The following is a 16912-nucleotide window of genomic DNA, read 5'->3' on the forward strand; positions in this document are numbered from 1 at the left end:
AGTGCGGGTCGGAACGGTGGTCGCCGGGCGGTACCGGGTGGACCGGTTCGTCGGTGCGGGCGGGATGGGTGAGGTCTGGGCGGCGCAGGACACGCTGCTCGGGCGACCGGTCGCCCTCAAACTGATGCAGGACGACGGCCCGTCCGACCGGGCCCGCTTCCTGCGCGAGGCGCAGGCCGCCGCCGGGCTCCAGCACCCGGGCATCGTCGTGGTGCACGACTTCGGCGAACACGACGGGCAGCCCTACCTGGTCATGGAACTGCTGGCCGGCCACTCGCTGCAGGACGGACTGCTGGACGGGCCCTTCCCGGTGTCCCGGGTGATCGAGCTCGGCGTGCAGGTGGCCGAAGCGCTGGCGGTCGCGCACCGGGCCGGCCTGGTGCACCGGGACATCAAGCCCGGGAACCTGTTCCTCACCGACGAGGGCACGGTGAAGATCCTCGACTTCGGCCTGGTGGGCCGCCCGCCCGCCGCCGACCCGGGCACCGGCCGACCGGTCGAGCTGACCGCGGCGATGGGCACGCCGGGCTTCTCCGCTCCGGAGCAGTTCAGCGGTTCCCGGGTGGACGCCCGGGCCGACCTGTACGCGCTCGGAACCACGTTGTACGCCCTCCTGACCGGACTGCGCCCGGTCGTGCGCGGGCAGCGTCCCGCACTGCGTGCGCTGCGGCCCGACGCGCCGCCGGAACTGGAGCAGCTGCTGCGCGGCCTGCTCGCCCCCCGGCCCGCCGACCGCCCGGACGACGCGGCGGCCGTCGCCGCCCGGCTGCACGGCATCGCCGGTCATGCGAACGAGGCCGACCGGGACCGCGTGCGGGCCCACCTGACCCGCCGCGCCGCCCTCGCGCTGGGCACGGCCTTCGCGGTCCTGGCGGCCGCCTACGTGGGGATGTCCTGGCTCGGTGAAGGGGAGGACGCGAAGGCCGTCGCCGGTGCGTCCGCTCCGCCCCGGCCCACCGCGCCGCCCAGGCTCGCGGTCGGGCAGTGCGTCAACTACACCGGCACCGCCCCGGTGACCGACGCCGATCTCGACCGGCACCTCGGCTGGTCCGTCGTCGACTGCTCCCAACCGCACCAGGGCCAGGTCCGCCGGGTCGACGAACTGCCCCGGACGACGAACGCGGGCAGCTGGGTGGCCGCCGTCGCCCGCACCGGTACGGCCTGCGCCCAGCAGCGCCAGGAGCTCGACCCCCAGCTGCCCGCACACCTGGGCTCGACCGTGCTCGGCCCCGACAAGGAGGGCTGGTCCAGCGGCAGCGAGCACTACGCCTACTGCACCCTGCGCCGCCTGGACGGCGGGCCCCTCACCGCCGACCTCAAGCCGTGAAGCCGCTCCGCCGCTGCCCGGCCCGCCTGGTGCGACCGCAACCGCCGGGTCGAGGGGCGCACCGACGCACGCGCGTCACCGCGGCCTGTCACCGCGCGATCACCCGACCCCGGACGGTGGCCGGCGGGATCCTCCGCTGACCTTGGCTCCGCGTCCGCCAGGGCCGCTGCCTGCGGGCCGGGTGGGCCTCAGAACCCTGCTGTGTCGAGTTCGGTGTTCAACGGCGGCGGGAGCCGCAGTGGCGTGCCGAAGGGGTGGGGGCCTTCGACCAGGGTGTAGCCGAGCCGGCCCGGCTGGGAGAAGAGGGTGCAGGTGCGCTCCTGCCGGTCGACCAGGAGGTACACGGGGGCGCCGAACTGGGAGTAGCGCCGACGCTTGAAGGTCCGGTCGGTGTCGCCGTTCGACGGCGAGGTCACCTCGACGACGAGTACGGTCTGGTCGGGGAGGAGTGCTCCTTCGGTCTTCGCGAGCTCGGCGGGGACCACGGCGAGGTCGGGGACGTAGTAGTTCTCCGTGCCGGGCAGGTCGAGGTTGCCGGAGCCGGCGCGCAGGCCGAGTTCACGCATGCGGGGACCGATCTGTTCACGGATCAGGTCCACAGCGGTCTCGTGGGCCCAGGAAGGTGACACGGGGGTGATGACTCCCTCGACGATCTCCACGCGGTCACCCGCGATGTGCTGAATCGCGTACTTCAGTGCCTGCTCCGGATTCGGCACCTGGCTGTAGTCACCCGGGCCGGCGTGCGCCGTGCTCACCTGCTGCTCTCCTGTCCGGATCTCGGTCCTTGCAACGGGTCCAGCGACCACCCTGGCACGCCGCGGTGCGAGCGGGGCGAGGGCACCCAGCAACATTACTAGGTGTCACCTCCGGTCATCTCCACCTCGGCGGCGCCGTTGGGAGGGCGCTGGACTCTGGTTCACCTCCTACCCTGCGGCGTACCTGGTCTCCCGGCTCGGAGACCCGCAGAGCGGCTGGTGCGCGACCGCAGCGAGCGCGGGAGGCGACGCCGTGTGACTGTCGCCGCGCTTCATCCAGCGGCTCCGGTTCCCCGGACTTGGCCAGAGCGAGGGGTCGGCTCCTACGGTGGTGGTAAGGGGCCGCTACCGCGAGCGGCAGGGGCCCCGATCCTCCGATCCGCACGATTCGCGGAGGTGCCAGATGTCATCGGACACCGCACTTCTGAGCCGGATGGACCACCTCGTGGTCCTCATGTTGGAAAACCGCTCCTTCGACAGCATGCTCGGATTCCTCTACACCGACCAGGGCAACCGCCCGTCCGGCCAGTCCTTCGAAGGCCTGACCGGCGCGGAGTCCAACCCGGACGGGAACGGCGGCAAAGTCACCGTCTTCCCGATCGACCACACCAAACCCGGCGCGTATTTCATGCCCGGCTCCATACCCGGAGAGGAGTACCACAGAGTCAACAACCAGTTGTTCGGATCGCAACAGGTGCCCACGCCAGCCCCCGTCGCGACCAACGAGGGCTTCGTCACCGACTTCGCGCAGATCTTCCCGACCAGGAAGGGCAACTCCCCGGGTGTCACCGCGAGTGACATCATGGGGTGCTTCCCCCCGGAAGCGCTGCCCGTGCTGTCCGGACTGGCCCGGGGCTACGCGGTGTGCGACCACTGGTACTGCTCGGTGCCGACCCAGACCCTGCCCAACCGGGGCTTCGCCCTCGCCGGTACCAGCCTGGGCCTGGTGAGCGACACGGAATGCCAGAACCAGGCGAAGGCCAACAAGGTCATGTTCAAGACGGACAGCATCTTCGGCCGCCTCACCCACAAGGGCATCGGCTGGGTGATCTACGGCTACAACCTTCCGCCGTTGACCAGGGCCAACTTCCCCGACACCCAAGGGGCCGGCGCCCAGCACTTCGGCCAGTTCATCGACTTCAAGAACGCCGCCGCCGGAGGCTCCCTGCCCGCGTTCACCTTCCTGGAACCCGCCTGGAAGCACGACGGGAACAGCCAGCACCCCAACGATGACGTCGCGTCCGGCGAGCAGTTGCTCCTCGACGTGTACAACGCGCTGCGCACCGGGCCGCACTGGGCCAAGACCCTGCTGGTGATCACCTATGACGAGCACGGCGGCTGCTACGACCACGTGCCCCCGCCCGTCGGCGCCGCACCGCCCGATCAACAGGCCGGAGAGGCCGGCTTCGACTTCACCAGATTCGGGGTGCGGGTGCCCACGGTGCTGGTCTCCCCGCTCATCGCCCGCGGTACCGTCTTCGATGTGCCCGCTGGCAGCGTGCCACTGGATCACACCTCGGTGCTCAAGACGGTCCAGCAGCGGTGGGACGTGCCTCCGCTCACCGCCCGGGACGAGGCGGCCCCCGGTATCGGAGGGGTCCTGACCCTGGACGAACCCCGCGACGACAATCCGCTGGAGGGTGTCATCGTCCCCGTCTCCAAGGGGGAGAACCCTGCCCGTGCCGTGACCTCCCACCTCGAATCCGTCTACGACGGCCTTGTCGCCGAGCACGTCCTTCCGAAACCTTGAGAGCCGTGGTTTCCAGCTTCTGAAGGCAGCCGGCAGACCGTAGCCATTGGTACTCGGCCGCGTACCGCTTCATGCCGGTGGCCACTTGCAGCAGCACCGCCGCCGCCCGGCCTGTAGGGGGAGCGGCCGCGGACACCGCCGACGGGCGTGTGACCGCGCCGCCCCCGGCTGCGGGTGCGCGGCGGCGCCATCCGCCTCTTCCGCGTACTCGTCCCGCTCGAATCGGCGACCTTGAGTGCTGCGGGTGTTCGCCAGGGACGGCAGGGCCCTGGTGCCGCTCCGGTGACCGACTGTGTGTCACTGCGGAGAGGCCACGTGGTGCGCTGCGAGGATCGGGTGAGAGCGGTGCGGTCGAGAGGAGCTGTTCTTCGTGACGACAGATGCAGAGAGTTCCCCACCGTCGGAGGACTCGGGCGTCGACAAACTGAAGAACGGCCTCGGGGTTCTTCTGACCGGTTTCGCGGCTGCTCTGAATTTTCTTGGACTTCGCAGTTCGGAGCTCACGACAGTCCTCCGCAACAATCCGCTTGAGGCTACGTTGGTGGCGGCCATCATGTTGCTGGCCCTGACCGTCGCCATGACGGCGACCTTTCTTTCCAATAGCCGGACGATGCCGCCGTACTTCGTGCCCTCCATCTTCGCGGCTTGCATCGGCCTGACCGCTCTCGTGATCTGCGCCATCGACATTCCGAGGAGGACTGCGCCCGACGCGTGTCCGCTGGCAGCTCTTTCTGCCGGCGGGTTGTTCTTGGCGATGGTGATCCTGGGCTTCTACTGGTGCGGCTGGGGGAGGTCGTGGGCCTGGATCCGTCGTTGGCTGAGGCATCGGACGACGGTTGTTCCGGTCGTCATCGATCCACCGGAGTGGGCGGAGCTGCCTCCACCGGTCGTGCCGCCGGCAGGTTCCCGGCCGGGCATCACGTCGGTCCTTCTGATCTGCGCGGTCATCCTCACCTCCCTCGCGGCCTTCGCGGCCGCGCGGCTGGAGACCAAGAGCCAGACGGCCGCGGCCTATCCGCAGGTGTCAGCCTCCTTGAAGAGCGCCGGATCCGTCGGAGTCGTGTCCGTTGCGGTGGAGAGTTCGAAACTCGCGTACGGCGATAAAATCGGTGTCGTCGTGCAGGCGATTCCGCGCAGCTTCCCCCTCGGTGCCAGATGCTTCGAGGGCGTCAACGGGGCGAAGAAGTACTGGCGTCTCGACGACTGCCTGATCAACACGGTTTGCAACACCGTCAGCCACAAGGACAACCCGTGCGAGGTGATCACCAGCGGTTCCCTGGAGCCCGATGCCAACGGGGCGGTCAAGGCGGTGATCGAGAATCCCATTTCACTGAGCGCCTACCAGTTCATCGACGTGCGAGCACAGATCTGCGACGTCGACACGACCTCAGGCACGCAGGCATGTGTGTACGACAAGAACAGGACCGCCGCGGTCTTCCTGGGGATTCCGCCCACGTGATCAGCCGTACGGCGCCGGACTGACGTCGTTACACCGCCGCGGGCGGCCCGCTGCTGCTCCCAGCGATGACCGCCACGTCCTACCGGTGGCGCTGACCGCGCCGCTGTGCGTCGTCGCGAAACCGGGTGACGCCCGGGCGCAGCAGCCGTCCGTCATCGCCGGGGAAGGCCGTCTCGTCCCTGTTGGCGGTGCAGGGCTGCGGGGCGTCGGGCGGGAGTCGTGGTCCGCCTTCGGGTCACCGGGGGGTCCGCGACTCGGCCCTGCGGACTGCGGGGCCGATGGCCCGTTCCACCGCGAGGCGTCCTTCGCCCGCGTCGCCGAGGCGGATGGTCATCAGGCGGACGATCGCGTGGAAGAACAGGGCCGGCCCGCAGGCCGTCCACTCGTTCCGGTTCCGGTGGTCCAGGAGGAAGTCAAGGACGTCGTCGGGCTCGGCGGGCACGAATCGGAATTCCGTGTGCTCCCATCTGTCGTCGATGCCCCGGCTCCAGCGGTCCCGAAGGTCCTCCTCGCTCAGGTCGGGCAGGACGGCCAGGAAGAAGGCCGCCCACTGATGGCGGTCGATGTCCATGCCGAGGGAGAGCAGCTCAAGGTCGCAGGCGTCGTCCCGGTGGACGGCGAGCTCCTCGCGCAGTGCGCGGCGAGCGGCGCCGAAGACGTCCGGGACGCCGTCCTTCAGGTCGTGCTTGGCGGAAAGGCCCTCGTTGGCCGACGAGTTCCAGAACCCGGCGTTCACGCCGACGACGGCGCTGCGCCGCGAGAACAGCATGCGGTTGTCCTTGCCGGTCACCACCGCTACGTTCGCGCCGAAGCTGCTCGACAGGAACCCGTTCACGGTGACCGGGTCCCTGCCCTCAAGGTAGTGCCGGCGCAGCGTGAATCCGGCCCCGCCGCCCTCCTCCAGGGTGCGGTCGAGCTGCTGGGCCGCGAGGAACGTGAAGTAGTCCGAAGGAGAGAACCTGAGCTCGACGATCGGGTCCTCCACGTCATCCGTGCGGGTGACGGCGATCGTCTCGACGGCGAATCGCGGATGGTTCCAGCGCCGGTCGGTGCCCGTGACAGCGCGGGTACGCTGTTCGTCCTCGATCTCCTGGCGCCAGCGACGCACGTCGTCGGGGACGTAGACCGGCTCGTCGGCGTCGTAGTAGACCTTCAGGTTCCTCTCGGTGATGGGGCGGGTGCCGTCGCCCTCGAAGACGTAACAGGCGGTTTGCAGCGGCCCGATTCTCAGGGGATCGCGATCCGGCACGGCGGTCTTCCTCCGGTCAAGTACTGGTTTTTCCAGGACAGTTGCATAAACCGCGCGATGGTTGCAACATCCTCGTCGGAGGCGGAGGAGGCAGATGCCAGGGGCAGCAGGGGGGCACGGTGAGGCTTTCGTCGTGTGCGTCGACCGGTACGACGTCGACCCGAGTGCCCGGCTCGAACCGGCCCGCGGGTGCGCGGAGGACTTCCGGGCGCTGGCCCGCCGCCTGGGCTTCAACGCCGACGCTCCGATCATCTCGGGGACGAAGCAGCAGGTCGAGGAAGGGCTTGAGCAGGTCCGGCGGTCCCGGGCCGAGCGAAAGCTCCTCTACTGGGTGGGGCACGGCGTCAGCCTCGGCAAGGACGTCGCAGTCCTGCCGTGCCGGGACTACGACCCGGCCAGGGACCGAGGGATGTTCTTCCCCGAGGAACTCGGGAGGTTCGTCACGAGGCTGAGCGGCGATGTCTTCCTGATCGTCGACACCTGCCACGCCGCGGACATCGCCTACACGGTGTACCGCCGCTACGTCGACCTGGAAGTCTCCCCGGACACCATGCTCCCGGGGCCGGACGGCTCCGTCCGCAGCATCGGGTGCCTGGGCACCGTCGGAGGGGGACAACTCGCGCAGGTCGGGCTGTGGCTCGGAGCGTGGAAGGAACTGGCCGAGGCCCGCCATCACGCGTACCGGGACGAGATGCTGTGGCATCCGTACGCGAGGGCAGTGCACGGGGTGGCGGTGTTCGAGGCGGTGCGCCAGGTGCTGATGGAATCGTCGTCGGGCAGCCTCGTCACCCCACAACTCCACGGCGGCGGCCGACTTCTGGGCTTCTTCGCCAACCCCTACTACGACCCCTCCGCGCGACCGGTGTCCGCCGCTGCGCCCACCCGGCGGCAGGAACTGCTCGGGGAGCAGGTGCAGCGACTGCTCAGGAGCAGGTTCCCCGGTCTGCGGCTGGAGGAGGAGGGCGTCTCCTTCATCGGGCGGCGGCACTCCCTCAGGAAGATCACCGACTGGCTCTGCTCCTCCGGACGCAGCGGGATCATGGTGGTCACCGGCGCGCCGGGCAGCGGCAAGTCGGCACTGCTGGGACAGATCGCGATGATGACGATCCAGGACACGCCCCAGTACCGGAAACTGACCGCCCAGCAGCGCGGCAGGCTGGCGGGGGCGATCGACGCGGGGATTCAGTGCCGTGGCCGCAGTGCCATGGAGGCTGCCTGCGAACTGGCGCGGGGCATGCAGATCGAGGAGCCCGAGGCCGGCTGGAAGGAAGTCGGCGAGGTGGTCAAGGCGCTGATCGAGGAGTGCCGGCACCAGGCGGAGGCCGCATTCCTGGTGGACGGTCTCGACGAGACGGACCCCGCACACCTCGACTCCGTGATGACGGACGTCCTCACCCCGCTGGGTCAGCAGAGCAACGTACGCGTCCTGGTCGGCACCCGGCGCACGATCGCCGCCGGGCTGTCGGCGCTCGACGCCACCGTCCACGACCTCGACGAGGTTCCGGACCGGGCCGACGACATCTCCGAGTACGTGAACCACCGGCTGTCCGTGCAGGATTCCCCCTACAGGGACGACTCCGGGCTGCGGGACGCCGTGGCGCGGGTGCTGGTGGAACGCAGCGAAGGGGTCTTCCTCGTGGCGCGGCTCCACTGCTCCGCGCTGGTCCGGCTCGGCAAGACCCTGCCGCCCGACGCGGAGGAGTTCCGCAGTGTCCTCGCCTCGGGACTTGAGGACGCACTGAGCCACGAGATCCGCGACCTGGACCGGGTGGCCTCGGCCGGACCGGGTGGCACGGTCGAGGCGGGCTGGGCCCGGGGGCTGCTGCTCCCGCTGGCGCTGTCGTACGGCGCGGGGCTGCCGCACGACGACGACATGTGGCTCAAGGCGGCCGTCCGCCTGGCCGCAATCCTCGGCCACGGTGTCCGGTACGCGCCGGACGACGTACGCCGGATCCGGAGGGCGGCCGGCGCGCACATCGTGGAGTACGGGGAGGGCGGCCAGCCGGTGTACCGGCTGAGCCACGAGGCGATGGCCCACCACCTGGTGCGGGAGGCCGGCCGGTCCGTGGGCGAACTGCACGCCGCCCTGACCGACGTCCTGCTGGGGATCCATCGCACCCTTTACCGCGGGCGCGGCGCGACCAACCCGTACATCGCCCGCTACGCGACGGCGCACGCCGCAGCGGCCGGTCGGCTGCACGAGGTCGTCGAGGACGCCGAGTTCCTGGTCAACGCCGAGCCGGAGCGGCTGATCCTGCTGCTGGACGGGCAAGGCGGCACGGCGACTCCCGAGGCGGAGCTGTACCGGCGGATCGCCGAGGAGATGGCGGGGAAGTCCGCGGTCGAACGCTCGGCCCTCCTGCAGGCCACAGCGCTGTACCAGCACCCCGCACTACTGTCCTGGGCCCGATCCGCCGGCTCCCTCTTCTGGGCGGACCGCTGGACGACGACCAGACCGGTCCCGCCCTTCCGCACGCTCCGAGTCCCCCGGGGAGACGTGAAGGCCGTCGCCGCCGGCAGCGGCGGGGGCCTGCTGGCGGCGGGGGAGAGGCTGTGGCACTGGCCGCAGCCGGGTGGACGGCCCACCCCGTTGCACAGCTGGCTCGGTAGCAGAAGCCTCCACGCCCTGGCCGCCGCGCCCGGGGATCCGGCGGTCGCCGTGGCCGCCGACGTCGAGCGGGTCCTCGTCTGGTCGGCCGGACCGGGGCCCGTCGAACCCGTCCGGGAGTACGGGTGGGGTGCGCGCGTCGCGGCCGTCGCGGCCGGATCGCCCGGCGGAACCGGCCTCGTCGCGGCCGCGAGCGGCACGACTGTCGCCGTGTGGCAGTGGCAGGACGGCCGCCCGCACCACTCGGGCTTCCTGCCCTGGCCAGGGTGGGGACGGGTCCACGGCGTCGCCGTCGGCGCGCTGGACGGCCTGGCGTGCGTTCTCGCCGCCGGTGACAGCGGGGTGGTCCTGTGGGACGCGCGAACCGGCGAGCGCAGGCTCTCGTTCGGGGCGGAGGCGGGGCGGAGCGAGGTCCTCGCCGCCACGGATTCGGGCACCGACCTTCACGTCGCCGTCCTGGGGACGGCCCGCCCGCAGCTGAGGGTCTGGCGGATCACCGGCGGCCACCGGCCGAGTGCCGCGCCCGTCCACCAGGCCGCCCTGCGCCATCCGTCCGGCTCGACGGTCGTCCTGCGGCGCCACGGCGGGGAACTGCTGGTGGCGGCCGTCGACGGCGGAACCGTCCGGATGTGGCGGGTGGCGGACGGCGAAGAACTGCCCGGCCTGCCCGGACACCGTACCCGGCCCACCTCGGTGGCCTTCCTCGGGGACACCGAGGGCTCCGTGTGCGTGGCGGACGGGTCCCGGATCCGGGTGTGGCGGACAGCGGCCGGCACGTCCGCGGGCGCGGTGCCCGGAACGCGCCCCGGAATGCCGAGCCCTGGTAGCGAGCACGTGGGGACGATGGCCGTCACGGAGCCCGGCCGGGGCGCACTGGCGCTCGCTGCGGGAGGCACGGCCCGCGTGTGGGACCTGCAAGGCCGGCACCTGGCCGACGAGAAGGGGCTGGAACGCGTCTCCTCCATCGACCTCCGGGGCGCCCCCGACGGCACGCTCTGGCTCGCGGTCGGCGGCCGGCACCCCGCGTACGGGCCCTGCCTGCGGGTCCGCACGCTGCCCGACGGGATCGGGGAGGACTTTCCCCTCGACCTGCACCGGGACAGCGCCGTGACCGCGATCGCGCTGTCCACCGGCAGCGGAACCGTGCGCGCGTTGGCTGCGGAGGACCGGTACGTACGCCGCTGGGACGTGACGGGGGGAGAACCACTTGCCAGCCTGCACGTCGGGGTCGGGCTGATCGAGCATCTGGCGGTCGTCGAGTCGCCCGGTGCCGAGCCGTTCCTGCTCGCGACCGCCGGCGACTCGGTGTGGGCATGGGAGAGGGCGGAGCCCGGCGATCCGTTGAGGTTCCGGCTGCCCCAGGGCGAGCGCGCCCACGCCGTGGCAGGGACCCACGACGCGCGGGGCGGGCGGCGCCTGGCCGTCGCGACGTCCGGCGGAGTGTTCACCGGTTCCCTCGACGAGCCGCCCGGAGAACGCTGCGGACGACGGAACCTGCACGCCGTCACCAAGGCGGCCGGCGTCCGGTCGCTGGCCTTGCGAACCACCGCGACAGGACGACTCGTCCTCCTGGCGGCATCCCGTTCGCGGACCATCCACGAATGGACCCTCGACGAGTCCGCTGCGGGCGGGGCGCCGAAGGACCGGCCGGTGCCGGACCGCGGGTACGAGGTGCACCGGGTGCTCGCCGCTCCCGGGGAACAAGGGCTGCTCGTCGCAGCGGTGGGGCTGGAGCGCACGGACATGCTGTGCATCGAGGAGCGCCGCTGACGGGCGGAGGACGCGCCCCTCGGGACGTCCCGAGGGCGGGGAGGAGAAGAATGGCGAACGACCTGGTCGTCTTCGTTCCGGGTGTGATGGGCAGTGTGCTGCGCGACGCGGACGGGAAGGACTTGTGGAACCTGACACCCGCTGTGGGCGGCAGCGTGATGTTCCGGATGGAGCGGTACTTCGAACGCCTGACGCTGCCGCCGGGAATCGGGAACGAGGCGCCTGACGGACCACACGCGGTGCTGCCCGCCGACCTGCTGCGCGAACCGCGCATCTGGCCCGGACTGATGCCGCACGTGGCCTACAAGAAGCTCGCCAGCCACCTGGCGAGCCTGGTCGAAGGCCGGATGGTCGTCTTCCCCTACGACTGGCGCCTGTCGAACCGGTATTCGGCCGAGCGGTTGAAGGTCTTCGTGGAGCGAGAGCTCGCGCGCTGGAGCGAGGCCTGCCGGGCCCGGCACGATCCCGAGGAACCCCGGGTCGTCTTCATCTGCCACTCCATGGGCGGGCTCGTGACGCGGTACTACCTGGAGGTCCTGGGCGGGCGGGAGACCGCCCGGTCGATGGTGACCATGGGCACGCCGTACGCGGGAGCGGTCAAGGCCGTGCAGGCACTCACCGGGACCTTCCCGGGGCGGAAGCTGCGGGGGGTGCCCGCACGCTTCCGCACGCTCCTGGTGGAGGCGGCGAGGAGCATGCCGTCCGTGCACCAGCTTCTGCCCACCTACCAGTGCGTGGCCGGCCACCCGGACGGCACCCGGCTCGAAGACGTCTCCGTGCCCGACCTGGACGGCGCGATGGTGCGGGACGCCTTCGACTTCCGGAGGGAACTCGACACGTGTACGCGGCGGAATGCGGAGGCGGACAGGGCCGCGGGCAGGCCCGCGGCCTACCGCCTCTTCGCGGCCGGTGGCCGGGGCGAGCCGACGGACGTGCTGATGCGGGTCTCCGCGGGCGAGGTGCGCTACGCCGACCGCTTCCCCGGCGACAGCCGCTGGCAGGGCGACGGAACGGTTGCCTGCCTGTCCGCCACGCCCCAGGACTGGGAGGACGGGGCACGCGTCGACTGGTTCCGGCTCGGCCACACCGCCCTGCCCAACGACGTCCACCTGCACCGCCAGCTGATGGACCGGTACGACGCCCTTGAGCACCGCCCCTTCCAGACCCTGGGCGTCGGATTCGGCGTCGACGTCCCGGAGGCCGTGGCCGAGGGGGAGCCGGTCGAAGTGGCCGCCGTGTCCGAGGAGTCCGGGCTGTTCCTGGAAGGCCGCCTCGTCTCGCCCACGACCGGGGAGGTCCTGGAGCGCCGGCGGCTGCTCCCGCTGGAAGACGGCCGCTACCGGGCCGAGTTCGCGCCCCCGCCGGGTATCTGGGTCGTCGAGGTCGAAGCGCCTCGCGTGACGACTGCCGCTGTTCAGCAGGAGACCCTCTTGGTGCTGGACTGAAACTGCCGGAAGGACCTGCCCCGGGAAACCCGGCCCGCGTCAGCCGGTCGATCCGGCGGCCGAACGGCGTGCCGCTGCGCCGCTGTTGGCTGGGCCCGCCGGTCAGTCGATGCCTTCGACGATGCGGAAGTCGCGCTCGACGCCGTCGGGGAGGGCCACCAGCGCCTTCTGGTATGCCTCGCTCTCGTATGCCGCGACGGCCTGTTCAAAGCTGTCGAACTCGATCAGGACGACGCGTTGCGTGATTCCGGCCTCGTGGGCGACGACTCGCCCGCCACGGGACAGGACGCGCCCGCCCCCGGCCCGGACAGCCGGACCGGCCAGCTTTTCGTAGGCAGTCAGCCCCTCAGGGGCGGAAACGGCGGGGTAGACACTGGCCCAGTAGCCCTTGGCCATGGAAACCTCCTGTGTTCCGGCCGGAACGTCCGACGTCGAATCGACGCCCGGATCGATCGATCCCGGCAGGTGCAGGTTAGGGCGAGCTGTGCGGTCGGGGGAAAGACCGGTACGGGATAGGCTCAGAACGGATCGCTATCAATCCGCGGGGAGGGCACGTGGCGCCGGATACCGTGAGCCTGCGGTACTTCCTGGTGCTGGCGCAGGAGTTGAACTTCACCCGCGCGGCCGCACGGATCGGTATCGCACAGCCCGCACTCAGCGCCCGGATGCGCCGACTGGAGAAGGAACTCGGTACGGCCCTGCTGGTCCGCAACACGCGTAGCGTCGTATTGACCACGGCCGGTGCGGCCCTGGCGGAGTCCGCGCCGCCCGCGCTGGCGGCGCTGGACCGGGCGTGGGACACCGTCCGCAGCGCGGCGGCCGGTGAACTGGGCACGCTGCGCATCGGATACAGCCTCAGCACCGGGGCCGAGACGGCACCGGCCCTGGTGGACAGGCTGGTTCGCGGCAACAGCGGGCTGGAGGTCGCCGCGGTCCCGATGGCGACACCGGAGGTCTCCCCCGCGGTCGCCGACGGCCGCATCGATGCCGGGATCACCCGCGGTGAACAACCGGGCCGTGGCGTGCGCCGGTTCCTGCTGCGGCGTGCGCGCATCGGGGTCCAGCTGGCGGAGCACCATCCGCTGGCCGAGCGCCCGGAGATAGAGATCGCCGACGCGGCCGCGTATCCGCTGCGACTCCCGGACCGCGCGGCCAACCCCGTGATCCACGACCAGCTGTCCGCGCTGTTCCGGGACACCCGTCCACACCCCCGGTTCCACACGCCCGCAGTCTCCTTCGACATGTCCCAGCGCGACCTGCGCGACGGGGTCACCCTCGCCCCGGCCGGAGAAGCCGCGGCCACGGTGCAACCGGCCGGGCTCACCTGGCGACCGCTGCGGGGCGCGCCCAGCCTGACGATCCACCTGGTCCTCCCACGCGAGCAGTCGCCACTGCACCGCCGCATCCGTGCCGTCGCCAGAACCCTGGCGCAGGAGCTGCACTGGCTGCCGGACTGACGCGCAGGAGGTCAAGCAACCGACTGGTCGGCGCAGGACGTCCCGTCACTGCTGGAAGGGGCTCGGCTCCCAGGCCTTCCCGCCGATCGGGTAGCTGAACAGCGGCCGGCCCTTGACCGCGCTGGTGCGGAACGGCGTGCCGTCACGGACGCCGATGGGCAACGTGCCCGTCCGGCTGCCGCTGGACCACTCCAGTTCCAGGTACCAGCTGACGTCGTGGGAGGTGGTCTCGGCGGTGACTTCGATGACCTCCGGATCCCGCTCGCTCACCTTGACCGGCAGGCCGGCGCCGCCCTCGGTCACGACCGGGCGGGGGCGGGCCGCGTCCAGGTCGAGGTCGAACGAGTGGACGTCGACTCCGCCGCCGCAGCCCTCGCCCATGGAGTAGGCGTTCCAGGCCAGCGGGGCCGCGATCCGGGCGATGCGGACGTTGAGCGCGGTCAGCACGACGGTGTCGCTGCCGGTGCCCTGCACGGTGAGCTCGATCGACTGGTAGTGGCCGACGACCGCACCGGTCCTGGCCACCCAGGCGGGGACGTCCACTGCCGCGGGCGGACGCGGGACTTCCGACGGCGGGCTGTCGACCACGTACTGGTCGCACGCGGCCTCCCGGTCGGACGGGCGGACCGTGACGGTGATCGGGGCACTCGGGGCCGGGGATCCGGCGGACGGCCCGGCGTCCGCCGCCGGGGCCGGAGCGGACGTGGGGTCACCGCCCGGGTGAGTCCTGGGCCCGATGGCGACAGCCCCGAGGGTGGCGAGCACCGCGGGGGTGTGCGCGGGGGCGGCCGTCCCGTCCTCCACGACGGCTTCCGCGGCCGGTCTCCGTGCCGGTGCCGGTGCCGGTGCCGCTTCCGGTGCAGGTTCAGGAACAGGAACGGGATCCGTTTCCGGCGCCGTCTCCAAGGCCTCTTCCGTTCCCGGTGCCGCCACCGGAACCGCCGGTGGGGCCTCCGGCGCGGGGGCAGGTGCGGACGCCTGCCGGTTCCCCCGCGTCGTGTGGGCGACGACCCACAGCCGGTAGAGCTCGGTGCGCTCCTCCGGTGTCGCCCGGCACGAGCGCGCGAGGCGCTCCAGCGGATCGAACTCCACCGGCATCACGTCGCCGGTGCAGTAGCGGTGCAACGCCGACGTGCTCACGTGCAGCCGCTTCGCCAGCGCGCCGTAACTGAGGCCCGAACGGCTCTTCAGTTCCTGGAGCAGCCGTGCGACCTCCTGCGCCTCCCTCAACTCCCCGGTCCCCTCCGACACTGATCCTCCACCCGCTCGCGAACCCCCTCGGAGCCCGCGCCCCGGTGATCCGGCCCGTAACCGGCGACCGGATGGCCGGAAGCCGGATGGCCGGCAACCGGATCGCACGGGACGCCGACCCGACGGGGGCTCCGGCAGACAAGCACGCCGCAGACCGGCCCACGGTTCCCCCGAAGGTCGCCGGCGGCACCGGGCGGGCCATCCCGGGCCCTTGCCGACGCGTCCCAGGAAGGTTACGTCTTCCCAGCTCAAACAGGGTAGAGGCGTCCCCGCGTCCCAGATCACCGGCCCACCGTTGCGGCTGGGACGACCCGGCGCACAAGCTGACGGCGAACACCTAGAGGGAGCAACTGTGAGCACTGTTCGGGCGGCCCGGGCCGCGATACGCACCAACGACCGACTCCACCGCGGTGCGGTGGCACTGGCGGTGGGCGGGGTCCTGCTGATGTCCGCGGCCTGCGGCGACGGCCAGGACAAGGGCGGCGCCGACGCCGCCGGTCCCGCCGCCTCCGCCACGCCCGTCGCCCCCGGCGGGACGGCGGCCACGGCCGTGCCGAGGACGTCGACCGCCGTGCTGGACGTGGAGCCGAAGGACGGGGCCCGGGGTGTCGCACCGACCGCGCTCCAGGTGTCGGTGTCCCACGGCAAGCTCACCGCCGTCGACGTGACCGACAAGGACGGCAAGCCCGTCCAGGGCTCGATCACGGCGGACGGCACCGGCTGGAAGCCCGCCGCCGCGCTCGCCCCCGGTGCGGCGTACACGGTGAGCGCCCAGGCCAAGGACCCCGAGGGTCTGGTCGCCGCGGCCACCAGCGCCTTCACCACCGCTTCGCCCGGCAAGCAGGTGTCCACCAACGACAACATCGCCGACGGCCAGACCTACGGCGTGGGCATGATCGTCGAGGTGGACTTCAGCAGCGGGATCGTGAACAAGGACGCCGTCGCCAAGGCCATCACCTTCGAAACGGACAACGGGACGGAGGTGAAGGGCCACTGGTTCGGCGACAACCGGATCGACTTCCGCCCGGCGGATCACTGGAAGCCGAACACCAAGGTCACCATCCACTACCGGCTGAAGAACGTCGAAGTCGCCCCCGGTGTGTGGGGCGACGTCGACAAGGACGAACCGTTCACCATCGGCCGGTCCCAGGTCTCCACCGCGGACGCCGCCACGCACCAGATGACGATCGTGCGGGACGGCAAGTCCACCACCGTGCCCGCCACCCTCGGCGACGACAAGCATCCCTCCTGGGGCGGAACCATGGTCATCATGTCCAAGGAGAAGGTCACCCACATGAACTCCCAGACCGTCGGCCTGGGCGACGAGTACGACATCCCCGCCGCCCCGCACGCGATGCGGCTGACGAGGAGCGGCACCTACGTCCACGGGAACTACTGGTACAAGGTCGACCTGTTCGGCAAGGCCAACACGAGCCACGGCTGCGTCTCGCTCAAGGACGTGGAGGGCGGCAGCGACACGTCCCCCGCAGGGTCGTTCTTCAACAGCTCGCTGATCGGCGACGTCGTCACGGTCGTGAACACCAAGGAGAAGACCGTCTCCCCCGACAACGGCCTCGGCGGCTGGAACCTCCCCTGGGCCAACTGGTAGCAGCCGCCTGCCGAGCAGCCGTCCTCCGCACGGCGGCCCGGGCCGGCCCGGACGGCCGTTGAGTCGAAAGCACCACCGGAACGTCGGGAGCCCCGAAACGTCCGGTGACGGCGTTGAGCCCGTACGGCGCTGCCGCGGGGCAGCCGTGCAGCCGTCCACAGCGGGGGCGGGGGGGCCGGCCCGCCGCCGCGGCCCCCCGCCGGCCCAGCCGAGAGCCCGCGGCCCCCCCCCC

At 71.4% G+C, this 16912-nt stretch carries 11 protein-coding genes and 1 pseudogene; 7 read left to right on the plus strand and 5 right to left on the minus strand.

The features are described 5' to 3' along the window. Window position 1: 1 nt before the first annotated feature. Entirely contained in the window at window positions 2–1327 is a 1326-nt protein-coding gene (locus tag ACFV1W_RS32115) for a serine/threonine-protein kinase (protein WP_380420776.1), read from the plus strand. Window positions 1328–1515: 188 nt separating this feature from the next. Here ACFV1W_RS32115 and ACFV1W_RS32120 read toward each other — a convergent pair whose 3' ends face one another. Next, complete coding sequence (locus ACFV1W_RS32120) at window positions 1516–2082, minus strand: Uma2 family endonuclease (RefSeq protein ID WP_380420777.1); 567 nt, start codon at window positions 2080–2082, stop codon at window positions 1516–1518. Between the two features lie 403 nt (window positions 2083–2485). On the opposite strand from ACFV1W_RS32120, the gene ACFV1W_RS32125 reads away from it, so the two are divergent. Both ACFV1W_RS32125 and ACFV1W_RS32130 read left to right on the plus strand, forming a co-directional pair. Further along, entirely contained in the window at window positions 2486–3832 is a 1347-nt protein-coding gene (locus tag ACFV1W_RS32125; protein WP_380420778.1) for an alkaline phosphatase family protein, read from the plus strand. Between the two features lie 370 nt (window positions 3833–4202). Continuing rightward, window positions 4203–5291 (plus strand): hypothetical protein, encoded by a 1089-nt coding sequence (locus ACFV1W_RS32130; protein ID WP_380420779.1) that lies wholly within the window; start codon window positions 4203–4205, stop codon window positions 5289–5291. Between the two features lie 235 nt (window positions 5292–5526). On the opposite strand, the gene ACFV1W_RS32135 is transcribed toward ACFV1W_RS32130, so the two are convergent. Beyond that, the gene (locus tag ACFV1W_RS32135) at window positions 5527–6540 is read right to left on the minus strand and encodes a translation initiation factor 2 (protein WP_380420780.1); all 1014 of its coding nucleotides are present in this window, start codon (window positions 6538–6540) and stop codon (window positions 5527–5529) included. A gap of 133 nt (window positions 6541–6673) precedes the next feature. Between ACFV1W_RS32135 and ACFV1W_RS32140 the strand changes: the two genes are divergently transcribed. Further along, window positions 6674–10918: an NACHT and WD repeat domain-containing protein gene (locus ACFV1W_RS32140; RefSeq protein WP_380420781.1), complete on the plus strand. Its 4245-nt coding sequence runs from the start codon at window positions 6674–6676 to the stop codon at window positions 10916–10918. A gap of 50 nt (window positions 10919–10968) precedes the next feature. Further along, window positions 10969–12363, plus strand: a complete 1395-nt coding sequence (locus ACFV1W_RS32145) for a hypothetical protein (RefSeq protein WP_380420782.1) — start codon at window positions 10969–10971, stop codon at window positions 12361–12363. Window positions 12364–12465: 102 nt separating this feature from the next. Here ACFV1W_RS32145 and ACFV1W_RS32150 read toward each other — a convergent pair whose 3' ends face one another. After that, on the minus strand, window positions 12466–12759 hold the full coding sequence (locus tag ACFV1W_RS32150; RefSeq protein WP_380420783.1) for a DUF1330 domain-containing protein: 294 nt from the start codon (window positions 12757–12759) through the stop codon (window positions 12466–12468). 158 nt (window positions 12760–12917) lie between these two features. Here ACFV1W_RS32150 and ACFV1W_RS32155 point away from each other — a divergent pair, with 158 nt between their 5' ends. Beyond that, window positions 12918–13820: a LysR substrate-binding domain-containing protein gene (locus ACFV1W_RS32155; RefSeq protein ID WP_380420784.1), complete on the plus strand. Its 903-nt coding sequence runs from the start codon at window positions 12918–12920 to the stop codon at window positions 13818–13820. Between the two features lie 45 nt (window positions 13821–13865). Here ACFV1W_RS32155 and ACFV1W_RS32160 read toward each other — a convergent pair whose 3' ends face one another. Both ACFV1W_RS32160 and ACFV1W_RS32165 read right to left on the minus strand, forming a co-directional pair. Then, window positions 13866–14624 carry a hypothetical protein gene (locus tag ACFV1W_RS32160; RefSeq protein ID WP_380420787.1) on the minus strand — a complete coding sequence of 253 codons (759 nt, stop codon included), beginning with the start codon at window positions 14622–14624 and terminating at the stop codon, window positions 13866–13868. 231 nt (window positions 14625–14855) lie between these two features. Continuing rightward, window positions 14856–15461 (minus strand): annotated as a pseudogene (locus ACFV1W_RS32165) (helix-turn-helix domain-containing protein); the annotation flags it as partial. Here ACFV1W_RS32165 and ACFV1W_RS32170 point away from each other — a divergent pair. Further along, window positions 15424–16680, plus strand: a complete 1257-nt coding sequence (locus ACFV1W_RS32170) for an Ig-like domain-containing protein (protein ID WP_380420785.1) — start codon at window positions 15424–15426, stop codon at window positions 16678–16680. The pseudogene ACFV1W_RS32165 and the gene ACFV1W_RS32170 overlap by 38 nt on opposite strands. Window positions 16681–16912: the final 232 nt, after the last annotated feature.

The organism is Kitasatospora sp. NPDC059648, assembly GCF_042734825.1.
GTDB lineage: Bacteria > Actinomycetota > Actinomycetes > Streptomycetales > Streptomycetaceae > Kitasatospora.